Origin of the sequence: Rugosimonospora africana (assembly GCF_016862975.1) — a bacterium.
Taxonomy (GTDB): domain Bacteria; phylum Actinomycetota; class Actinomycetes; order Mycobacteriales; family Micromonosporaceae; genus Rugosimonospora; species Rugosimonospora africana.
This window is the reverse complement of the sequence record NZ_BONZ01000003.1, coordinates 39,969-61,589: the sequence shown is the minus strand read 5'-3', so window position 1 is coordinate 61,589 and position 21,621 is coordinate 39,969. Positions and strand designations below refer to the sequence as shown.

The following is a 21,621-nucleotide window of genomic DNA, read 5'->3' as shown; positions in this document are numbered from 1 at the left end:
TAGTGGCCGAGCGGTTGCGGCTGATGACGGTCCACGCGCACCCCGACGATGAGTCGAGCAAGGGCGCGGCGACCATGGCGCGATACCGCGCCGAGGGCGTCGAGGTGCTGGTGGCCACGTGCACTGGCGGCGAGCGCGGAAGCGTGCTCAACCCGAAGATGGACCGGCCCGAGGTCTGGCGGGACATCGCGGAGATCCGCCGCAAGGAGATGGACCGGGCCCGCGAGATCCTCGACGTGCGGCAGGCGTGGCTGGGCTTCGTCGACTCCGGCCTGCCGGAGGGAGACCCGCTGCCGCCGCTGCCGGAGGGGTGTTTCGGGCTGAAGGACGTCGACGAGGCGGCGGAGCCGCTGGTCGCTCTGATCCGGGAGTTCCGCCCGCACGTGATCGTCACGTACGACGAGACCGGCGGATACCCGCACCCCGACCACATCATGACCCACAAGATCTCGGTCGTCGCGTTCGACGCGGCCGGTGACCCGGAGCGCTATCCCGAGGCGGGCACTCCCTGGCAGCCGCTGAAGCTCTACTACCAGCGGTGGGCTCACGGCCGGATGGTCGCCCAGCACGAGGCGATCCTCGCGGCCGGCATGGAGTCGCCATACACCGAGTCGATGGAGCGGTTCGCCAAGCGGCCGAACAACGACCACTTGATCACCACTCGAGTGGTCTGTGGCGAGTACTTCGAGATCCGCGATGACGCACTGCGGGCGCACGCCACCCAGGTCGACCCGGACGGGTTCTGGTTCCGCATCCCGATGGACATCCAGCGGCAGACGTGGCCGACCGAGGACTACCAGCTGGTGCGCTCGCTGGTGGACAGCCAGCTGCCCGAGGACGATCTGTTCGCCGGCGTGCGGGAGACTGTGGAGGCGGGCGTAGGCTCGTCCACGCAGTAAGCCGGCGATTCGGGTGCCTGACCCGCCGGCTGGCGAAAGGAGCCCGGCATGATCATGTTCCTTGCCGAGGGCGGCGGGGCGACCCCACCACCGGCACAGAACAACTTCGGCGACACGTTGTCCGACGGGGTTGCCGGTCCGACGGCTCTGCTGATCATCGTGTTGCTGGCGATCGGGACGGTGCTGCTCATCCGCAACATGAATGGTCATCTGAAGCGGCTCCCCGAGCGCTTCCCGGTCCAGGCGGGCGGCCCATCGGCCGGCGGCACCCAGACGGTCGGCGTCTCCGCCGGTGGCACCTCCTCCGCGGCCGAGCGCGGTAGCACCGCGCAGGCCGGGGTGCGGCCAGCCACAGCCGAGGCCGGTGGCGGCGGCGGTGACCCGGCGGGCGGCGCCGAATCCGGAAGCGCCGGGTCCGGAAGTGCCGAGGCCGGCCAGGTGCCGGAAGCCTAGGCATCGATGTCGGTCGAGCCGACATCCGACGAAAGCCCTGGGCGGTCAGCCTTTTGTCCCGGTGGAACCCCGCCTGTCGATATCGCCGACCCGATGGGTCGAGGGTCATCGACCGGTCGATTGAGAGGGTCGTTCGGCGGGTCCGAATATTCCGACTTCGGGGGACTTACCAGGCAAAGCGTTCAAGAGCGTAGCTGACGCCAGACCCCTCCGTGCCTTAGCCTTCCGCAGGGGCCACAAGCCCTGATCGAGATCGGCCGGAGGGGCGGTGTCAGAGAAGACCGATGATGTCTGCCGCTTCGTTTCGTCGATTCCACACCCGGGCCGGATGGCATAAGGTCATCCAGGCAAGGCGCGATTCGTGCTGCCGCCGGCCCGGAGGGGGCGATGCATGACGAGCCCCGCTGAACGCCGCACCCTGGCGGCCACGGTGCGGGCATTCCTCGTGCGTGGTGACCGCTCATCCGACCCCGTCCCCAGACCGGGCCGGGGCCGCTTGCTGGCCGGCCTCGTCATCGGCGCCGCACTGGTCGCGGTCGCGATCGGACTGATTGACACTCCGCTCTCCCTGAGCAGCTCGGCCGATCTGGTCCGCCTGTCCATCACTACCGCGGTCGCCGCGACCGCCGTGATCGCCGGCGTACGGGTAAGAGTCAACGGCAGCTACATCTCCCTCGGCTGGGGAGAGGCGGCGTTGATCGTCGCACTGTACCTGATCCCGGTCGGCTGGGTACCGCTGGCCATCTTCGTCGGCGTCGGCCTGGCGATGGTGGTGCTGCAGTTCACCCAGGAGCCCCGCACCGCGCTGCGCATGCTGTTCAACGCGGCGAGTCTGGCCCTGGCCGCGGCGGCCGCCGCCACGGTGGCGCAGGTGATCGCGCCCCCGCACCTGGCCCACCTCTCGCTTCCGGTCGCGATCGGGCTCATCGTCGGCGCTCCGATCGAGACGCTGGTCAGCATCCTGCTGATCAGCGCGTCCGTGCACAGCCGGGAGGGAACCAGCTACTCCGCACTGGTCACCCGGGCTTTCCACGGCAAGCTGTACATGCTCGTCGGCAACGTGACGCTCGGCCTGCTCATCGTCGTCCTGGTCAGCGACGACCTCGACTGGCTGTTGGTCCTCGCGCCGCTGCTGTGGCTGCTGCGGCAGGCGTACAAGTTCCGGCTGCGCGTCGACGACGAGCGGCGCGGCTGGCGACTGTTCGCCGCCGCCACCCGGGCGTTGAACCGGCTCGACGAGCGCGGCGTCGTGGAGGCCGCCATCGAAGGCGCCGCGCGGCTGTTCGCCGCGGAGGGCGTCGAGGTGCTGGTGCAGCACTCCGCGGCACCCACCGGCGCGGTGCCCGAACCGGGTGGGCAGCGCACCCGCTCGGCCGGCGGCGGCCAACCGGAGCCGGATCAGCCGGGCGCCCCCGACGGATTGCTTTGGTCGTACCGTGGCGGCCCGGGCTCCGAGCTGGTCATCGACGTGGACGCCGGCTCCGGCGGAGGCGAGCCCACGGCGGAGGACGGCGACCGGGTGGCAGCCCGACCGCTGCTGGTCGGCGGCGCGAGCGTCGGCGAACTCCGGTTGCGCTTCGCCCGGCGGGTGAAGCTCACCAAACGCGAGCAGATGCAGCTCTCCGCGTTCGGTGACGCGCTCGCCGCCGCCCTGCACGACGCGACCTCACATCAGCAGTTGCGCGACCTGTCCGCGCGCAGCTTCCAGGAGGCGCTGAACGACACCCTGACCGGCATCGGCAACCGCGCGGGGCTGCTCGCCAAGGGCGGCGATGAGCTGCGCGAGCTGGAGCAGGACGTGTTGGTGGCGTTCCTGCTGCTGGACGTCAACCAGTTCAAGGAGATCAACGACACGCTCGGCCACGCGGCGGGCGACGACCTGCTGCGGGTCACGGCCAGCCGGATCGATTCGCAGCGCCAGCCCGGCGAGCTGGTCGCCCGACTGGGCGGCGATGAGTTCGGGGTACTGCTGACCGAGCTGCCCACCGCGGCCGGCGACGAGGCCGCGGCGCTCGACTACGGGCTGCGCCGCGCCCGGGAACTCGCCGACCTGCTGGCCAGCCCCACCCAGGTGGCCGGGGTACCGCTGGCGGTGGAGGCGTCTATCGGCGTGGCGGTGGCCGCCGCCGGTAGCTGCGACATAGGCGAACTGGTCCGCCGCGCCGAGATGGCGATGTACCGGGCGAAGAAGAGTGGCAGCGACTCGGTCGCCTGGTACGACAGCACCGGCGACGCCAGCAGCACAGATCGTCTTGCCCTGCTGGCCGAGCTGCGCGAGGCGCTCGGTTCGCCGCACCAGCTGGTCCTCGCCCTGCAGCCGGTGGTGGATCTGAGCACCGGCGCGCCGACCGGGGTGGAGGCCCTGGTCCGGTGGCGGCACCCGCGCCGGGGCGAGCTGTTCCCGCGCGAGTTCATCGACGTCCTGGAAAACAGCGAGCTGGTCGTGCCGTTCACCAGGTACGTGCTGGAACGCGCGATCGCGATGGCCGCGGACTGGGCGGCGCAGGGCCTGTCGGTACCCATCTCGGTCAACCTCTCCGCGCGCAGCCTGCTCGACGTACGGCTGCCGGAGGAGGTCGCTGAGCTGCTGAGCCGGTACCGCGTGCCGGCTCACCGGTTGATCCTGGAGATCACCGAGACCGTCGTCGTACCGGAGTCGAAGACCGTCACCGACGTGCTGGACGCGCTGCGCGCGATCGGCGTGCAGCTGGCCGTGGACGACTTCGGCACCGGGTACTCGTCGCTGACGTTCCTGACCCGGGTACGCGTCGACGAGGTCAAGGTCGACCAGACCTTCGTGGCCCGGATGGCCGAGTCCCCGGAGGCGATGGCGATCGTGCGCACTACGGTCGAGCTGGCCCGGGAGCTGAATCTCCGGGTGGTCGCCGAGGGAGTGGAGACCGCCGAGCAGCGTTCCGAACTGGTCAGGCTGGGCTGCGACTCGGCGCAGGGCTACCACTTCTTCCCGCCGATCGCGGCCGAAAAGATCTCCGGGGTACTGCACGAGCTGGTCAGCTCGTCGGGTGGCCGGGTGATCCCGTTCCGCCAGGAGGACGCCTCGTAGGGTGAGGGTATGGCCAACCGGTTGACGGGCTCGGCATCGCCCTACCTCGAACAGCACCAGGACAACCCGGTCGACTGGTGGCCGTGGGATCCACAGGCTTTCCAGGAGGCCCGGCGGCGGGACGTACCCGTAATGATCTCCGTCGGGTACGCGGCCTGCCACTGGTGCCACGTGATGGCGCACGAGTCGTTCGAGGACGAGGGCGTCGCCCGGCTGCTCAACGAGCACTTCGTAGCGATCAAGGTGGACCGCGAGGAGCGTCCCGACGTGGACGCCGTCTATATGACCGCGACCCAGGCCATGACCGGCCAGGGCGGCTGGCCGATGACCGTCTTCGCGACCCCGGACGGCCAGCCGTTCTTCTGCGGCACCTACTTCCCCCGTCCAACGTTCATGCAGCTCCTCGAGTCGGTCTCCGCGGCCTGGCGAGACCAGCGCGACGACGTACTGCGGCAGGGCTCCGCCGTCGTCGAGGCGATCGGCGGCCTGTCCGCCACGGCGGCCGGCGCCGGCCCGATGACCGGGGAGGTACTGGACGCCGCCGCGGCCGAACTGTCCGACGCGTTCGACGAGACCAGGGGCGGGTTCGGCGGGGCCCCGAAGTTCCCGCCACACCTGAACCTGTTGTTCCTGCTGCGCCACTACCAGCGCACCGGCAGCGAGCGCTCGCTGGAGATCGTCCGGCACACCGCCGAGCAGATGGCCCGGGGCGGCATGTACGACCAGCTCGCCGGCGGCTTCGCCCGGTACAGCGTGGACGCCACCTGGACCGTGCCGCATTTCGAGAAGATGCTCTACGACAACGCGCTGCTGCTGCGCGTCTACACCCAGCTGTGGCGCCTGGTCGGCGATCCGCTAGCCGAGCGGGTGGCCGGGGAGACCGTCGAGTTTCTGCGGACCGGGCTGTCCACGCCGGAGGGCGGCTTCGCGTCGGCACTCGATGCCGACACGGCCGGCGAAGAAGGGCTTACGTACGTGTGGACCCCGGCCCAGCTGACCGAAGCACTCGGCGCCGACGACGGCGCGTTCGCGACCGACCTGTACGGCGTGACCGGCCGGGGCACGTTCGAGCGGGGTACCTCCGTCCTGCGGCTGGCTCGCGACATCGACGACGATCCGGATTCCCCGGTCGCGACCCGGGCGGCCGCGATCCGGCAGCGGCTGCACCAGGCACGGTCCGCCCGACCACAGCCGGCACGTGACGACAAAGTGGTCGCGGCGTGGAACGGGCTCGCGGTGACCGCGTTGGCGGAGTACGCGGCGCTGAGCCACGATCCCGACGCGGGTCGGATGGCCGTCGCCGCGGCCACGCTGCTCGCCGAGCGGCACCTCGTCGACGGCCGCCTGCGCCGGGTGTCGAGGGGCGGCACGGTCGGGCAGCCGGCCGGGGTGCTGGAGGACTACGGCTGCGTGGCCGAGGCATTCTGCGCGGTGCACCAGTTGACCGGCGAGGCGCGCTGGCTGGAGCTGGCCGGGCAGCTGCTGGACACCGGGCTCGCGCACTTCGGCGACGGCCGGGGCGGCTTCTATGACACCGCGGACGACGCCGAGACACTGGTGGCTCGCCCGGCGGATCCGACCGACAACGCCACGCCGTCCGGCCTGTCCGCGATGAGCGCGGCGCTGACCGCGTACGGCGCGCTGACCGGCGAGCCGCGGTACCGGGAGGCAGCCCAGGCCGCGCTGGCCACCGTGGTACCGCTCGCCACCCGGTACGCCCGGTTCGCCGGGTACTCCTGCTCGACGGGCGAGGCGCTGCTGTCCGGCCCGTACGAGATCGCGATCGTCGAGGGTGGCCCCGGCCAGAGCGCCGGAGGCGCCGACCTGCTGGAGACGGCGTGGCGGCTGGCCCCACCCGGCGCGGTGATCGTCTCCGGCGCCCCGGACCAGCCCGGGGTACCGCTGCTGGCCGACCGGCCGCTGATCGATGGCGTGTCGACCGCGTACGTGTGCCGTGGTTTCGTCTGCGACCGGCCGGTGACCGACCCGGACGCGCTTGCGGAGCAGCTCCGCGGCTAGCGACCCGTCCTCGGCTCCGGCCCTGCCTGGACCGGCGGCGCCCTGCCCGACCCGACCCGCCTGGCCCGACGCTTGGCTTCTCCGGGTCAACGGGCATGCCCTCGTGACCCTCGCTCCGCTCGGTGCGCTCGGTCATGCGGTGCCGCCGGAACCGTTCCACCCTCAGCGAACAGTGCATGCGTTCCCTTCCCATGTCTTCATTACTGTGTAACTCTGTAATCAGACCTACAGCAGTAACGGGAGGGTGCCGTGAGACGCGAGCAATTCGGACCGCCGTGGGCCCGTGGCGGATCCCGGGCGGAACCGCCGCCGGCCGACGACGCCGCGGCCTGGATCGTCGGAGCCGTTCCGGACGACTGGTTCGAAAGTCGTCCCGATGTGGTCATCGACCGCGACGAGATCATGGTCGTTGGCAAGCTGAACGAACCCGCGCTGGGCGACGGCGCGACCGACGCGGAGAAGACCGCCGCCGAGGCGGGGCGGATCACCAGCTTCCGGGAGGCGACCCGGGAGCGCAGGATCGGCATCGCGCAGCAGTTGGAGCACCGGTACCGGCGAAAGGTGGCCTGGGGCGCGGTGTGCGGCGGCACGTCCGAGCTGTTCACCACGTTCGCGGCGCCGACCATGACCCGGCTGCGCCAGCCGGAGCGCCAGGTGCTGGACACACTGGTCGACGCCGGGGTGGCCCGGTCCCGCTCGGAGGCGCTGGCCTGGTGCGTGCGGCTGGTCGGCGAGCACGCCGACAGCTGGCTCGGTTCGCTGCGCGAGGCGATGGGCGCGGTGGACGAACTGCGAAAGCAGGGTCCGTCCCTCTAGCTAGTCACGGGGCATGGCCGGCGACCGCGATGCCGGCTCCGGCTCGGACCGACCGACGTTGCCCGAAACCGGTAAGGCCCGGTCCTGACCGGCATGGCCCGGCGGCGCACCATGCCGCCGGGCCGCGGTCCGATCGGGGCTGGCCAGCCTATTGCCGGGCCGGCGCCGGCCGGGCGCTAGGCTGGCGGCCGAGATGGATACCCGAACCGGTCTGCCCGTGGTCGGCATGGTGGGCGGTGGGCAGCTGGCCCGGATGACCCACCAGGCAGCGATCGCCCTAGGACAATCCCTGCGAATCCTTGCCGCTTCGCCCGACGACAGCGCCGCCCTCGTCGCGGCCGATGTTCACATCGGGCACCACACCGACCTCGACGCCCTGCGCACCTTCGCCAAGGGCTGCGAGGTCGTCACGTTCGACCACGAGCACGTGCCCTCGGAGCACATCCAGGCGCTCGAGGCCGGCGGGGTGAACGTGGCACCGAGCGCAGCCGCCCTGCGGTACGCGCAGGACAAGCGCGCGATGCGGGAGCGGCTGACCGAACTGGGCGCTCCGGTACCGAGGTGGGCGCCGGTGCGCACGCCGGCCGACGTGGCCGCGTTCGCCGCGGGTACGGGGTGGCCGGTGGTCGTGAAGGCGGTCCGCGGCGGGTACGACGGCCGGGGCGTGTGGTTCGTCGACGAAACCGATGAGCTGCCCGGCGTCGAGCTGATCGTCGAGGAGCGCGTGCCGCTGCGCCGGGAGCTGGCCGTCCTCGTGGCCCGGTCCCCGTTCGGGCAGGTCGCCGCGTACCCGACGGTGCAGACCGTGCAGCGCGAGGGCATCTGCGTCGAGGTGCTGGCCCCGGCGCCCGATCTGGATCCCGAGCTGGCCGTCGAGGCGGAGCAGCTGGCCATCCGGCTGGCCACCGAGCTGGGCGTGGTCGGGCTGCTCGCGGTCGAGCTGTTCGACACCGGTACCGGGCTGCTGGTCAACGAGCTGGCGATGCGCCCGCACAACTCCGGCCACTGGACCATCGAGGGCGCCCGCACGTCGCAGTTCGAGCAGCACCTGCGCGCGGTGCTGGACTACCCAATGGGCGATACCGGGCTCACCGCACCCGCCGTCGTGATGGCCAACGTGCTGGGCGGCGAGCCGAGCGAGATGTCCATGGACGAGCGGCTGCACCACATGTTCGCCGCGGATCCCGGCATCAAGGTGCATTTCTACGGCAAGCAGGTCCGGCCCGGCCGCAAAATAGGGCATGTCACAGCGCTCGGCGAGGACATGACGCGAACCCGGGAGCGGGCGGTCGCGGCGGCGCGCTGGCTACAGGACGGCATTCCGATGCCCGACACCCGAGCGGGGGAGTCACGATGAACGTCGGCGTGATCATGGGCAGCGACTCGGACTGGCCGGTCATGCGGGCCGCCACCGAGGCCATGGACGAGTTCGGGGTCGAGTACGAGGTACGCGTCGTGTCGGCGCACCGCACGCCGCAGGGGATGCTCGACTACGCCGCCCAGGCGGCCGGCCGTGGCCTCAAGGTGATCATCGCGGGTGCCGGTGGCGCGGCGGCCCTGCCGGGGATGGTGGCCGCGGCGACCACCCTTCCGGTGATCGGCGTACCGGTTCCGCAGAAGTACCTGGACGGGCTGGACGCCCTGCTCTCGATCGTGCAGATGCCGGCCGGGATACCGGTGGCCACGGTGTCGATCGGCAACGCGCGCAATGCCGGCCTGCTCGCGGTACGGATCCTCGGCATCGCCGATCCGGCCCTGGCCGACCGCATGGCGGCGTACCAGCGCGACCTGATCGCGCTGGTCGACCACAAGAACCAGGGCCTGCAGGCGGAGCTAACGCAGTCGGCCGAGCGCTCCTCGTAGCCGCTGGATATCCCGCCGCCGCTTCTCGAAGTTGGCGCCGAGCCCGACCAGTACCGCGCCGACCAGCGCCATGATCGTCCACAGCAGCGCGGTGGTGGACACCACGGCCAGCTCGTGCAGCGCGGCCACGGCCAGGGCCACCCCGCCAACCACGACCGGGGCCTGCTGCCGGCGCCAGGAACCGAAGACCACGGTCGCCGCCGCGCCGACGATGAGCACACCGCGCCGGGTCGGCGTCTCGTTGGTCGTCAGCACGATCACCAGGCTCGGCAGGAACGCGGCGACCAGGGCCACGCCGTACGCCAGCCAGCTGGACACGTCCGGATCCCGGCGGGCCCGCAAGTATCCGATGACGAGCGCGGCGACCGCCACGGCCAGGGTGTACGCCTCGGGCAGCGCGACCTTCGACACGTACATCAGCAGGAACCAGGCGGCCAGCTCGTGCGCGATGGCGAACCAGATGAGCGCGTTGCGGTACAGCCGGGGACGGTTCGGGCGGGACGCCGCGACCGACAGGACGACGCCCCAGGCACAGGTGAACACGGCCAGATGCGGCAGCGACCGGGCGGCGAGAGCGAGGGCGAGGACCGCGCCGGCGTAGGCGCTCGCCTCGACCGTGATGGCCTCGCTGGCCGCCTGAGGCTGCCGCAGCCGGGGCAGCAGCGACGCGACGACCAGCATGGCCGCGGCGACGAGGGCCACCAGGAACGCCGACCAGTACACCGGCAGCCCGGCCGACAGCCCCGCCACCAGCGCGAGCAGGTGCCCGGCGAACGCGGTGACGAGCCAGCCGACCACCCGCGCGGTCCGGCTGCGACCCAGCATCGCGGCGGTCACGCCGCCGGCCGCGGTGATCGCCAGCGCCCACAGTGTCATGGACTGCGTCGCCAGGCTGCCGGCCAGCCCAGCACCGCCGGCCAGCAGGCAGATGACCAGGACGAGGGTGCGGGCCGGACGTTGCGGCGTGTCGGTGGTGCCGACCGGGGTGGCGGTCAGCGCCAGTCCCAGGCCGGCCAGTACCGCCACCACCAGCGCCAGGACCGGTCCGGCGGGCCACGGCATCCGCAGCGCGTACGGAGCGATCAGCAGGGTGATCGCCAGGCCCGGGATCACCACCGAGACCGCCCGCCGGGTGACCACCTCGGGCCGGCCGCCGAAGCCGACCGCGCCCAGCGCGCCGGCGAGGGTGAGGATCAGGGCCGCGGCCACCGAGGTGGCGTCGCCGACCCAGTGCGTGAACGGGCCGAGCGCGGCCAGGGAGGTGGCCGGCGCCCCGGTCCAGACCGACTCGACCCATTGGTACGGGCCGATCACCGCGGCGCCGACGGACGGCGCCAGGGCCACTGCGGCCAGTACCGTCGCCGGCCCGGCGGCGAGCATCAACACGTGCCCGGGGCGGCGCGGCAGGGGCAGCGGTCGCCCGCGCTGCTGCTCGGGTGGCAGGGCGTCGCGCCGGACGGTCACCGCGGCGCGCAGCAGTTCGGCGAGGACCGCGAGCAGCGCCGCCGCGGCGGCGTACACGACCAGCGGGAGCGACGTGGCGAGCGTGATGACCGCGATCGTGGTGCCGACCAGAGCCACCCCGGCCGTGGCGAACGGCAGCAGGACCTCGGTGTTGTAACAGGCCACCGCCGTGGCCGCGAGGCCGACGCAGAGCCCGGCGAGCGCGGCGGTGAGCGCGAAGCTCCACGTGGCGCCCGAGGCCAGAGCCAGGCAGGCGGCACCGGCCGGCAGCGTGGCCAGCGCCGCGGAGAGCGCGAAGCCGCCGATCAGCACCAGGTGTGTCGCATTCTCGTGGGCACGCAGCGTGGTGGCCGCCGCCCAGGCGATCGCGGCGAGGATCAGGGTGGACACGAGCAGGGTCTGCGCGGTGACCCCGGGCCGGACCAGGCTGGCGCCGATCGTGTCGGCGAACAGCACGGTGGCCATGCTGTACCGGGCCCAGGCCGCCTCGCGCACCGTGCTGCGGCCGGCGGCGATGCCGATGCCGGTGGCGGCGACGCCACTGAACAGGATCGGGGACCACCACGGCAGGTCGAGGGCGGCCGGTGCGGCCAGGGCGGCCAGCCCGATCCCGACCGAGCTGACCGCGTACGAGGCGGGTGCCGGCAGAGCCACCGCCGCCGCGGCGGCGAGCAGCACCAGGGCGAGCGGCACCTGCGCCCCGAACGGACCGGAGATGTGCGCCGACCAGTGCGCCAGGTCGGTGTGCCAGACCGGCGCCACGGCGTCCAGGGCGGCGAACGCACCGCGTACCGCCTCGACACCGGCGATCAACCCGACCACGGTACCGACCAGGCTTCCGCCGACGATCGGTCCGCGCCGCCACTCGGCGGGCATGGCACGCACCCCGGCGGCGACCAGCAGCACCAGAACGGCCGCCGTGGCCAGCTGGTACCCGGGGGCGAGCAGGCCGGCGACGCGGGCCACCGCGGCGACCGACGCGGCGGTGACCGCGGTCGCCGCGATGTCCGAGCCCCCGGCGACCCCGGCGATGCGCCGGCTGACGTCCATCCACGGCGCCAGGCACAGCATGACGGCGCTGATCAGCAGCAGGGCGGCGATGCCGATGTCGACCAGCGGGACGCCGCCGGACACGAACGCGGCGACGGCCACCGCGCCCGCCCCGAGAGTGCTGCCGGCGACCACGAGCGGTGCCGGTCGCCCGCGGGCGACCTGGTTCACCGCGGTCGCGGTGAGGGTACCGGCGACCGCCAGGAAGCTCGCGGCGAGCACCGGTACCGGACCGGAGTCGGTGCTCTGCGCCGTCCCGGCCGTGGCGAACGCCACCGCCCCGGGCAGCGCGAACGCCGCCCCCGCCCAGCCGGCCTCGGCGGCCCGGTCGGCGTTGGGCCCGAGCGAGGTCTCGGCCAGCCGGGGGGCGATACCGATCGCCGCTCCGAAGATGGTGAGCCCGGACAGAGCCAGCGCGGCGGCCTCCGGACGGGCCAGGGCCACCCCGACCGCGTAACAGCCCACGATGGCGGCCGCGCCGATGCGTACCCACGACGACCGGTTGGTCGGCGCGATCAGCGCGTACGCGCCGAGGGCCACCGCGGCCAGGACGAGTACCAGCGGAACGGCCGCCCAGGGCAGCGACAGGCCCGCCGGTACCAGAAGCAGCGTCAGGGTGAACCCGGCGACCGCGCCGTCGGTGCGGTCCTGGCGGGGCAGCATCGTCAGGGCGGCGGCGGTGAGGATGATCGCGGCCAGGGCGAGCTGCCCGGCACCGGGTCCGGCGCTCTTCGCCACCGTGTGCGCGTACGAGCCGAGATGCGCGTGCCAGGCGGGGCTGCTCGCGCGCAGCGGCCCGACGATCGCGTCGAACCCGCGGCCGAGCAGGATCAGCGCCAGTACCCCGGCGGACAGTGCCCCGGCCAGGCGCGGCCCCTGGTGGGCCAGCGGGCCGAGCAGCCGGACGGTCACCCCGGCCACCAGGATCGCCAGGCCGGTCATCACCAGGCCCCAGCCGGGCAGTGTCACCGCGGTGACCCGGCCGATCGCGCAGATCAGCGCGGCGGTCGCCAGGCCGGCCGCGACGTCGGGCAGCGGCCAGCGCCGCAGCGTGAGGCCGCCACCGAGGCCGACGGTCGCGGCGAGCAGCAGCCCGGCGGCGCCGCCCAGCACGACCGTGGTGGCGTGCGCGCCGGCGAGCGTGACGACCGCGCAGACCACGGCCGCGAGCACGGCCAGGCCGTGCAGGATCCAGACCGCGTCCCGCAGGTACGGGGTGCCCTCCGCGGCATGCTCGTCGATCTCCTCGGCGACCTCGATCTCCTCGGCTTCGATGATCGACTTCGCCGGCGGGCGGGCGACGCGATTCTGCCGCTGGCGCAGCACGATCGCCAGGGCGAGATCCTGCGCGCCGACCGCGGCCAGGATCGCCGACCACCCGGCCACTCCGTGGATCACTCCGGCGAACAGCAGCGGGAGCACCGGTTGCAGCAGCAGGATGCCGGCGAAGCGCGGGGCGACCAGGTGACTGATCGTCCGGTACCCGGCCGCGACCCCGGCGGTCGCCAGACACACCAACCCGGCGAACGCCGCCCCCGACATCCCGGAGCCGGCCAGCGCGTCGGTGGCCCAGATCGCGTACCCCTCGAGCAGCACGAACAGCAGGCCCACCGAGGCGAGGGTCTCGGCGGTCGACACCAGGCCGCGCCGCGCGATCGGCAGCGGGGCGGCCAGGATGGCGACGGCCAGCAGGGCGAACACCACGATCCGCGCGCCGTCCTGCAGCTCACGCAGCAGGTATCCGGTGCCGGTCACCGCGAACAGCAGTGCGCCGAGCCAGAGCAGGGCGTTCTGCGTGGTACGCGTGGACGTCTCGGGTTGCGGGGCGTGCGTCGTCTTCGGACGCTCCGGCATCGGTACCCGCTTGCCGGGGCGGATCGGCCGGCCGGTGACCGTGCGCACCTCGTCGACCGGAGGCGGCGGGGTCTCGGTGGCCGTCCGCTGCCGGGAGAGCCCCGGCAGCGGGCTCAGCCGGCGCCGTGGGGCCGCCTTGACGCCGGCCTGCCGGGGTGAGCCGCGCCGTGCGGCGACGGATTCCTGCAACAGCGACCGGGTGGCGATCGCGCCCTGGATGCGTCGCATCAGCAGGGATCTCTCGTCGACCATGTCGCGGTTGCGGAACTGCATCTGGGTGATCACGCGACTCAGGTCGGCGATCTCCTGCTGGACCGTGTGGCCGCAGTTCGGACAGCCAGTGGACGTATCCGCGGTCGTACCACAGTTCGAGCAGGGGTATGTCCCCACGGCACCCTCCCGTCACTTCTACGCAAAGGATGCCGAGCGATCGTGACCCGACGCCAGTGACAAAAGGGGCGCCCCGTGGGGCGCCCCTCCTTTTTGGACCTTCGGCCCCAACCCGTCAGGCGGGCTCGGGGCGTCCCATACCGCGGTAGTCCCAGCCGGCCCGGACCCAGAGTCCCTGGTCAAGGCAGTTCCGGCCGTCGATGACGCGCTTCCCGTTCACCAGTTCGGCGAGCGTCGCCGGGTCGGCGTTGCGGAACTCTTCCCACTCGGTCAGGACGCACACCAGGTCCGCCCGGGCGACCGCGTCGGTCAGCGTCTTGGCGAACCCGACCTCCGGCAGCTCGCGCTCGGCGTTGGACATGCCCTCGGGGTCGTAGACCGCCACCGACGCGCCGGCACGGGACAGCTTGCGGACCACCGACAGCGCGGGCGAGTCCCGTACGTCGTCGGAGTTGGGCTTGAACGTCGCGCCGAGCACCGCGATGCGCAGACCGCTCAGGTCCGGGCCTGCCGGCCCGTTCGGGCGGTCGAGCAACTCCGCCGCCAGCTGAACGACCCGCTGGCGCCGCCGCTGGTTGATCAGGTCGACCTCGTGCAGGAAGCGCAGTGCCTCACCGACACCCAGCTCCTGGGCCCGCGCCTGGAACGCCCGGATGTCCTTGGGCAGGCAGGCGCCGCCGAAGCCGAGTCCGGCCCGGAGGAACCGGTTGCCGATCCGGGGGTCGTACCCGATCGCCCTGGCGAGCTGGGTCACGTCGGCGCCGGCCGCCTCGCAGACCTCGGCCATCGCGTTGATGAACGAGATCTTGGTGGCCAGGAACGCGTTGGCCGCGACCTTCACCAGCTCCGCGGTAGCGAAGTCGGTCACCACGACCGGCACCTCGCGATCCTCGGTCATGGCCAGGTCGAAGACGCCCTTGTGCGAGCCGTACAGCATGCCGTACGCCCACTCGCTCTTGACGCCGAAGATGACCCGGTTGGGCCGCAGTACGTCCTCGACCGCGAAGCCCTCCTGGAGGAACTCCGGGCTCCAGGCGACCTCGACCTGGGCCTGCTCCGGCGCGTGCCGGGCGATGATCTCCTCGACCCACTCGGCGGTGCCGACCGGCACCGTCGACTTGCCGACGATCAGGGCCTTGCGGGTCAGCTTCGGCGCGAGGCCGGTGACCGCGGCTTCCACGTAGCTCAGGTCGGCGGCCAGGCCGTCGGCCCGCTGAGGGGTACCCACGCAGATGAAGTGGACGTCGCCGAACTCGGCCACCTCGTCGTACGACGTGGTGAACCGCAGGCGTCCACCCGCGAGGTTCTTGCGCAGCAGTTCGTCGAGGCCGGGTTCATGGAACGGCACCTCGCCGCTGGCCAGCTTGGCGATCTTGGGTTCGTCGACATCGAAGCCGAGAACCTCGTAGCCCATCTCGGCAAAACAGATCGCGTAGGTGGCTCCCAGGTAGCCCGTGCCGAGGAAGGTCAGCCGTGGCCGGCCCGCCCCGGACGGTGGGGTCAGGATCTCTGGGGGCGTCAGGGGCTGGCTCCCTGGGTACGAAATCGTCACGCCTGGTCTCCGCTCGCACACGTGCCGCATATGCCGCGACCTCGGAGGATTTCCTCGCTCCGGGCCGGACGGGCGTTTGCGACCACCGCGCCGTCCCGGCGAGGATAGTGCTTGACCGACCCAGCCTGGAAACGACGTCAGGTTACCGGCCGGTAAGCTTAGCCCCGCTACGCGCTCAGCCTAGCGCCGACACCCCAGACCTTCCGGCCTGTCACCCATTCCGGACAGCCCGGATCTCCCCGAGGGAAGGTTTCCGGATGACCGAGTTTGAGGCGTACCAGCTGCCCGAGGAGCACCAGGCGATTCGTGAGGCGGTACGGGCGGTGTGCGAGGGGAAGGTGGCGCCGAACGCCGCCGCGGCGGACGAGACCGGCGAGTTTCCGCAAGCCTCATACGACGCCTTGCGAGCGGCCGATTTCCACGCTCCGCACATCCCGGAGGAGTACGGCGGCGCGGGCGCGGACGCGCTGGCCACGGCCATCGTCATCGAGGAGGTGGCGCGTGCCTGCGCGGCCTCGTCGCTGATTCCGGCGGTCAACAAACTGGGCACGATGCCGCTGTTGCTGGCCGCGTCGGCCGAGCTGAGGCAGCGGTACCTGTCCCCGGTGGCCAGCGGTGAGGCGATGTTCTCGTACTGCCTCTCGGAGCCCGAGGCGGGCAGCGACGCGGCGTCTATGACGACTCGGGCAACTAGTGACAATGATCACTATGTGATCAATGGCGCGAAACGGTGGATCACGAACGCCGGCGTCTCGGACTTCTACACCGTTTTCGCGGTGACCTCGCCGGGCGAGCGCTCCCGGGGCATCTCTGCCTTCGTGGTGGAGAAGTCCGATCCCGGTGTGAGTTTCGGGGCACCGGAGAAGAAGCTGGGCATCAAGGGCTCGCCGACCCGCGAGGTGTACTTCGACAACGTGCGGATCCCGGCCGACCGGATGATCGGAGCCCCGGGTGACGGCTTCAAAATCGCCATGCGGACTCTGGACCACACCCGGGTCACCATCGCGGCTCAGGCGATCGGGATCGCCCAGGGAGCGCTCGACTTCGCGAAGCGGTACGTGCAGGAACGGCGGCAGTTCGGCAAGGCGGTCGCGGAGTTCCAGGGGATCCAGTTCATGCTCGCCGACATGGGCATGAAGCTGGAAGCGGCGCGCCAGCTCACCTACGTGGCGGCGGGCAAGTCGGAGCGCGGTGACGCCGACCTGACGTACTTCGGGGCGGCCGCGAAGTGCTTTGCCTCGGACGCAGCCATGGAAATCACCACGGACGCGGTGCAGCTGCTCGGTGGGTACGGGTACACCAAGGACTTCCCGGTGGAGCGGATGATGCGCGACGCCAAGATCACCCAGATCTACGAGGGAACGAACCAGGTGCAGCGCATCGTGATGGCCCGGGAGCTGCTGCGCGGCTGAGGATTGCCCGTACTCAGCGGGGCGGCTGGTCGTCGGGCGCCTCGCGCAACGGGATCGCCCAGGGTGAGCCGGCCGGCGGCGTACGGGTCGGGTTCACCAGGGGCGCCTGCGACTCGACGGTCGCCCACCGGTCGAACGGCTTGTCGGCCGGCTCGGCCCCGGTACGGGCGCTCGGTTCGTCGGCGGGGCCGGGCGGTGCCGGCTCGTTCGACGCCGGTTCACTGACCGTCTTCTCGTTCGGTGTGGCGGCGCCGGCCGTCGGCTCGTCCGGTGCCGGTCCGCTCGACGCTGGCTCGCGGGGTGCCGGCTCGCTGGGTGTCGTCTCGCTCGGAGCCGATCCGTTGGGTGTCGGCTTGTTGGGTGTCGGATCGGTTGACGGCGGGTCGCTTGGTGCGGGCCCGGTCCCGGCGGTTGCACTCGGTGCCGGCTCACGTTCCGTGGGCTCGCCGGTTGCCGCTGCCGCTGCCGCTGCCGCTGGTGCTGGTGCTGGTGCTGGTGCTGGCGACGCCGCTGCCGCTGCCGACGCGGCAGGCGTGTCTCGCGCCGGTGTTGTCCGTGCGGGCTCGTCGTCCACTGTCGTGGTAGCCCGCGCTGTCTCATCCGGTGCCGCTGCCGCCTTGTTCGATGCCGCGACCGGCTGATCCGCCGTCGACGTGGCCGCCGGGTCCGGTGCCGGAGTCGGCTCTGCGCGTGTGGGCGTAGCCGGGGCCGGGGCCGGCTCGGTGCGCGTGGGTGTCGCCGTCGGCGCGTCCGGAGTGGACATGGCCGGAGCGGGGTCGCCCTGCGGTCGCTCGGTCTGCGTCGCCGTGGCCTGTTCCGAGGTGGGCGTCTCGGGCGTCGCGGCCGGAGCCGGCGAAGACAGCGCGGCGGTGATGGATCCGAGCTGTGCCGGTATGGCTGGCTCAGCCGCCTGACCGCTCGGCGCGGCCGGCGCGGCCGGAGCGGTCGGCACGGTCGGCTCCGAAAGGTCGGCCGTCGGGGGCTCGGGCGATGCCGGCGTCGCGGACGGTACGGACAGGTCGGCGGTCGGATCCTCGCGGGACGCCGGTTCGACACGGGGTGCGGCCGACCGGATCGGCGCCGTTGTCGCGAAGGGCGTTGGCGTTACGAAAGGCGTGGGCGTCGCGGGTGGGCGGGCCGGCGGCATGGACTCCTGGAACGGAGCGGTACGGGGGTTCGGCGGGTACCCGGCCGGCATCCCCCCGGCCTGAACGGGGAACGGGTTGGCCAGCGTGTCCGGCTCGTTGTCCGGGTGCGGCACACCGCCGTCGCCGAAGCCGAGGCGGTCCAGGTCGTAGCCGATCGGCTCGGGCACAGGTCCGGGTGCCTGGGCGACCACCGGCCGGGGCCACCTCCGCCACCGCTTCGCGCTCAGTACGGACACCACGAGCAGCGCACCGATGATCAGGGTCGTGCCCGAGCGGACCGGCAGGGTCGGATCCGCGGTCTGGCCGAAGACCTCCAGGTTCCGCTTGAACAGGTGCAGCAGCCAGGTCGGGTCGACGAGCAGCCAGACGTAGCTCAGCACGTACACCACGCCGGTCAGCACCGCCCCCAGCGGCGAGAACCGCAGGGTGGCGATGAGCCCGACGAGCACCCCGGCCGCCGCCAGGTACACCAGCGGCCGGACGAAGTCGCCCGTGTGGAACGCGCCGGTGCTCTGCACCCGGGCGAACGCGGCCGTGGACCGGTCCTGCCCGAACGCGATCAAGACCCAGGCCAGCGGGCCGATGAAGATGGCGGCGATCAGGGTTGCGATGTGTCGCATATCGGGGACCGTACCGTGTTCCGGGCAGATGAACAGCCCACCGACACCCGCGTCGCGGGGCGCCCTCACGGGCGGAAACGCCGCCGCCTCCCCACCCCCCGGACCCCACCGGCACGGTGCAGGATGGGTGCACCACCGACGTGGGGAGAAAGCGCGATGACCGTGGACAAGGTGCTCTGGACTCCGCCGGCCGATGCGAGAAACCGTTACCGCATGGGCGATTTCATGAATTGGCTCGCCCGCGAGCGGGGGCTGCGGTTCGCCGACTACCCGGCGTTGTGGGAATGGTCGACCACGGACCTCTCCGGATTCTGGGGAGCGGTGTGGGACTACTTCATGGTGCCGGCGCACACCGCGCCCACCGCCGTGCTGGCGGATCCGCACATGCCCGGGGCGGTCTGGTTCCCCGGTGCCCGGCTCAACTACGCCGAGGCCGTGCTGCGGATGCCGGGTGTGGCGGATACCACTCCGATGGTTTTCGGCGTCTCCCAGAGCCGGGGTCCGGTGACCCTCACCGCGGCCGAACTGCGCGAGCAGGTCCGCCGGGTACGGGCCGGGCTGGTGCGGCTCGGCGTCACCCGGGGCGACCGAGTCGCCGCGTACCTGCCGAACATCCCGGAGACGTACGTGCTGCTGCTCGCGACCGCGAGCCTGGGTGCCATCTTCTCGTCGTGCGCGCCCGAGTTCGGCACCCGCAGCGTCACCGACCGGTGGCGCCAGATCGCGCCCAAGGTGCTGGTGGCCATCGACGGGTACCGGTACGGCGACAAGCCGATCGACCGGCGTGGCGAGGTGGCCGCGATCCGGGAGGCGTTGCCCACGCTCGAACACACCGTGACACTGTCCTATCTAGACAGTGGCGCGCCGGATGGGCGGGCCGAACCGGACGGGTGGGCGGAACTGGCCGCGCCGACCGAGGAGCCGCTGGAGTTCACGCCGGTACCGTTCGACCACCCGCTGTACGTGCTCTACTCCTCCGGTACCACCGGATTGCCCAAGCCCATCGTCCACGGACACGGCGGCATCCTCCTGGAGCACCTCAAGATGCTGGCCCTGCATCAGGACATGGGCCCGGGCGACCGGTTCTTCTGGTTCACCACCACCGGCTGGATGATGTGGAACTACCTGGTCTCCGGGCCGGCGGTCGGCTCGGCGATCGTGCTGTTCGACGGCAATCCGGTCGTCTCGGCACGGCCCGGTCAGCCGGCCGAGCCCGATCCGGCCGCGCTCTGGCGGATGGCCGGCGAGTTCGGCATCACCTACTTCGGCACGTCGGCCCCGTTCCTGCTGGCCTGCCGCAAGGCCGGAGTGGTGCCCCGCGACCTGGTCGGGGACGGGCTGCGCGGGGTGGGCTCCACCGGAGCGCCGCTGCCGCCGGAGGGCTTCAACTGGGTGTACGAGAACGTCGGCCGGGACGTCCTGCTCACCTCGCTGTCCGGCGGCACCGACGTGTGCACCGGCTTCGTTGGCGGCTCGCCACTGCTGCCGGTGTACCAGGGGGAGATTTCCTGCCGTGCACTCGGCGCGCGGGTCGAGGCGTACGACCCGGCCGGCCGTCCGGTGATCGGCGAACTGGGCGAGCTGGTGATCACTGCCCCGATGCCGTCGATGCCGGTCGGCTTCTGGGGTGACGAGGACGGGCACCGGTACCGGGAGGCGTACTTCGACGTGTACCCGGGCGTGTGGCGGCACGGCGACTGGATCACCGTGACCGAGCGGGGAACCTGCGTGATCACCGGCCGCTCGGACGCGACCCTGAACCGGGGCGGTGTCCGGCTCGGTACCGCCGAGTTCTACTCCGTGGTCGACGGCATGCCGGAGGTCGCCGACTCGGTCGTCGTGCACCTTGAGGACGACCAGGGTGGCGCCGGGGAACTGCTGCTGTTCGTGGTGCTGGCCGACGGCGTCGAGTTGGACGAGGCGCTGCGTTCCCGGATCGCCCGCGAGCTGCGCGGGGCGCTGTCGCCCCGGCACGTACCGGACGAGATCCACCAGGTGCGAGCCGTGCCGCGGACGTTGAGCGGGAAGAAGCTGGAGGTACCCGTGAAGAAGATCCTCACCGGCACCCCGGTCGACGCGGCGGCGGCCCGTGGGGCGCTGGCCAACCCCGACTCGCTGCTCGCCTTCGAAGAGCTGGCGAACGCTAGATCACGCGGTTGACCCGTTCTGCCTGTACGCGCGCCGCCAGCCGATCGGAGTCCAGATGTCCACACAGGACAAGGCTGGCGCGCGCGGACAGCGGGGCGAGCAGCCAGTCGACCGGGTCTGGATGCGTGCCGGCGTCGATGAGCACCCGCTCGCCGGCACCGATCCCCAGGATCGACGCGCGCTGCGCCGCCTGTGCGCACAGCGGCTCCTGGTCGTCCGCCGGGGTGGCCGGCTCGAACCGGTCGCCGTGGCCGCGTACCTCGACCGAGTAGTCCGCGTACCCCGCGGGTACGCCCCGCAGTGGTAGCCCGAACGGGTGCAGTCCGAGCGCGTACCGCTCACCGACAGTGACCTCGTCCGTCCGATCCGCCGCCACGAACGCGACGTCGGCCGTACTGCCCACGGCGTCGCTGGCGCCTCCGGCGCTTGACCGACTCCGACGCGACGTCTCCGGCCGAGTGTCGGCGGGTAATACGGTCAACCCCGCTGACCAGCAACCGAGCAGTACGGCGGCGGTCTGCCAGTGCGGCGGCAGCAGCACGAGCGCGCCGTCTCCCGGTCCGAGCCCGACGCCGTCGACGACCAGATTGGCCGTCTTCGCCACCCAGTTGGCGAGCGTCGCGCCGGACAATTCGGTGCGTTCTCCCGTCAAGTCGTCGTAGAAGGTAAGCAGTGGGCGTGTCGGATCGACGTCCACGGCGGCGGCGAAAAGCTGGCGCACGGTGTTCACCAGCGCAGATCTATCACACATCGGTAACGCCGGATCGCTCGCCCAGATAGGTTGGGATGATCGTCGCGTTGCGGTCACTGACGGGCCGCCCGTCGGGCGTAGTCTTGCGGTAAGAGTCCCACGGCAGGCCCGATGAGGA

The 21,621-nt window shown here is 71.9% G+C and carries 13 protein-coding genes; 9 read left to right on the top strand and 4 right to left on the bottom strand.

Annotation, left to right across the window (positions count from 1 at the left end):
• Positions 1-2: 2 nt before the first annotated feature.
• From mca to purE, 7 genes are all read left to right on the top strand, one after another.
• Positions 3-899, top strand: a complete 897-nt coding sequence (gene mca / locus Raf01_RS01100; protein WP_203915772.1) for a mycothiol conjugate amidase Mca — start codon at positions 3-5, stop codon at positions 897-899.
• Positions 900-947: 48 nt separating this feature from the next.
• Complete coding sequence (locus Raf01_RS01095) at positions 948-1,352, top strand: hypothetical protein (RefSeq protein ID WP_373319423.1); 405 nt, start codon at positions 948-950, stop codon at positions 1,350-1,352.
• 391 nt (positions 1,353-1,743) lie between these two features.
• Complete coding sequence (locus tag Raf01_RS01090; RefSeq protein WP_203915771.1) at positions 1,744-4,416, top strand: putative bifunctional diguanylate cyclase/phosphodiesterase; 2,673 nt, start codon at positions 1,744-1,746, stop codon at positions 4,414-4,416.
• Between the two features lie 9 nt (positions 4,417-4,425).
• A complete protein-coding gene (locus Raf01_RS01085) occupies positions 4,426-6,435 on the top strand; it encodes a thioredoxin domain-containing protein (RefSeq protein WP_203915770.1) in 2,010 nt (669 codons plus the stop codon).
• A 249-nt stretch (positions 6,436-6,684) separates the two neighbouring features.
• Positions 6,685-7,251, top strand: a complete 567-nt coding sequence (gene abmR, locus Raf01_RS01080) for an ATP-binding transcription factor AbmR (RefSeq protein ID WP_203915769.1) — start codon at positions 6,685-6,687, stop codon at positions 7,249-7,251.
• Positions 7,252-7,444: 193 nt separating this feature from the next.
• Complete coding sequence (locus Raf01_RS01075) at positions 7,445-8,608, top strand: 5-(carboxyamino)imidazole ribonucleotide synthase (RefSeq protein ID WP_203915768.1); 1,164 nt, start codon at positions 7,445-7,447, stop codon at positions 8,606-8,608.
• Complete coding sequence (purE, locus tag Raf01_RS01070; RefSeq protein WP_203915767.1) at positions 8,605-9,114, top strand: 5-(carboxyamino)imidazole ribonucleotide mutase; 510 nt, start codon at positions 8,605-8,607, stop codon at positions 9,112-9,114. The genes Raf01_RS01075 and purE overlap by 4 nt, the downstream gene beginning before the upstream one ends.
• Here purE and Raf01_RS01065 read toward each other — a convergent pair.
• Entirely contained in the window at positions 9,085-13,755 is a 4,671-nt protein-coding gene (locus Raf01_RS01065) for an SCO7613 C-terminal domain-containing membrane protein (protein ID WP_203915766.1), read from the bottom strand. The genes purE and Raf01_RS01065 overlap by 30 nt on opposite strands.
• 232 nt (positions 13,756-13,987) lie before the next feature.
• Positions 13,988-15,424, bottom strand: coding sequence for a UDP-glucose dehydrogenase family protein (locus Raf01_RS01060; RefSeq protein WP_203915765.1), 1,437 nt, complete (start codon positions 15,422-15,424; stop codon positions 13,988-13,990).
• Between the two features lie 257 nt (positions 15,425-15,681).
• On the opposite strand from Raf01_RS01060, the gene Raf01_RS01055 reads away from it, so the two are divergent.
• Complete coding sequence (locus Raf01_RS01055) at positions 15,682-16,836, top strand: acyl-CoA dehydrogenase family protein (protein WP_203915764.1); 1,155 nt, start codon at positions 15,682-15,684, stop codon at positions 16,834-16,836.
• A 13-nt stretch (positions 16,837-16,849) separates the two neighbouring features.
• On the opposite strand, the gene Raf01_RS01050 is transcribed toward Raf01_RS01055, so the two are convergent.
• Positions 16,850-18,604: a hypothetical protein gene (locus Raf01_RS01050; RefSeq protein ID WP_203915875.1), complete on the bottom strand. Its 1,755-nt coding sequence runs from the start codon at positions 18,602-18,604 to the stop codon at positions 16,850-16,852.
• Between the two features lie 162 nt (positions 18,605-18,766).
• Between Raf01_RS01050 and Raf01_RS01045 the strand changes: the two genes are divergently transcribed.
• Entirely contained in the window at positions 18,767-20,764 is a 1,998-nt protein-coding gene (locus Raf01_RS01045; RefSeq protein WP_203915864.1) for an acetoacetate--CoA ligase, read from the top strand.
• Here Raf01_RS01045 and Raf01_RS01040 read toward each other — a convergent pair.
• Complete coding sequence (locus Raf01_RS01040) at positions 20,748-21,485, bottom strand: TIGR03089 family protein (protein ID WP_203915865.1); 738 nt, start codon at positions 21,483-21,485, stop codon at positions 20,748-20,750. The two genes, Raf01_RS01045 and Raf01_RS01040, sit on opposite strands and share 17 nt — an antisense overlap.
• Positions 21,486-21,621 lie beyond the last annotated feature (136 nt).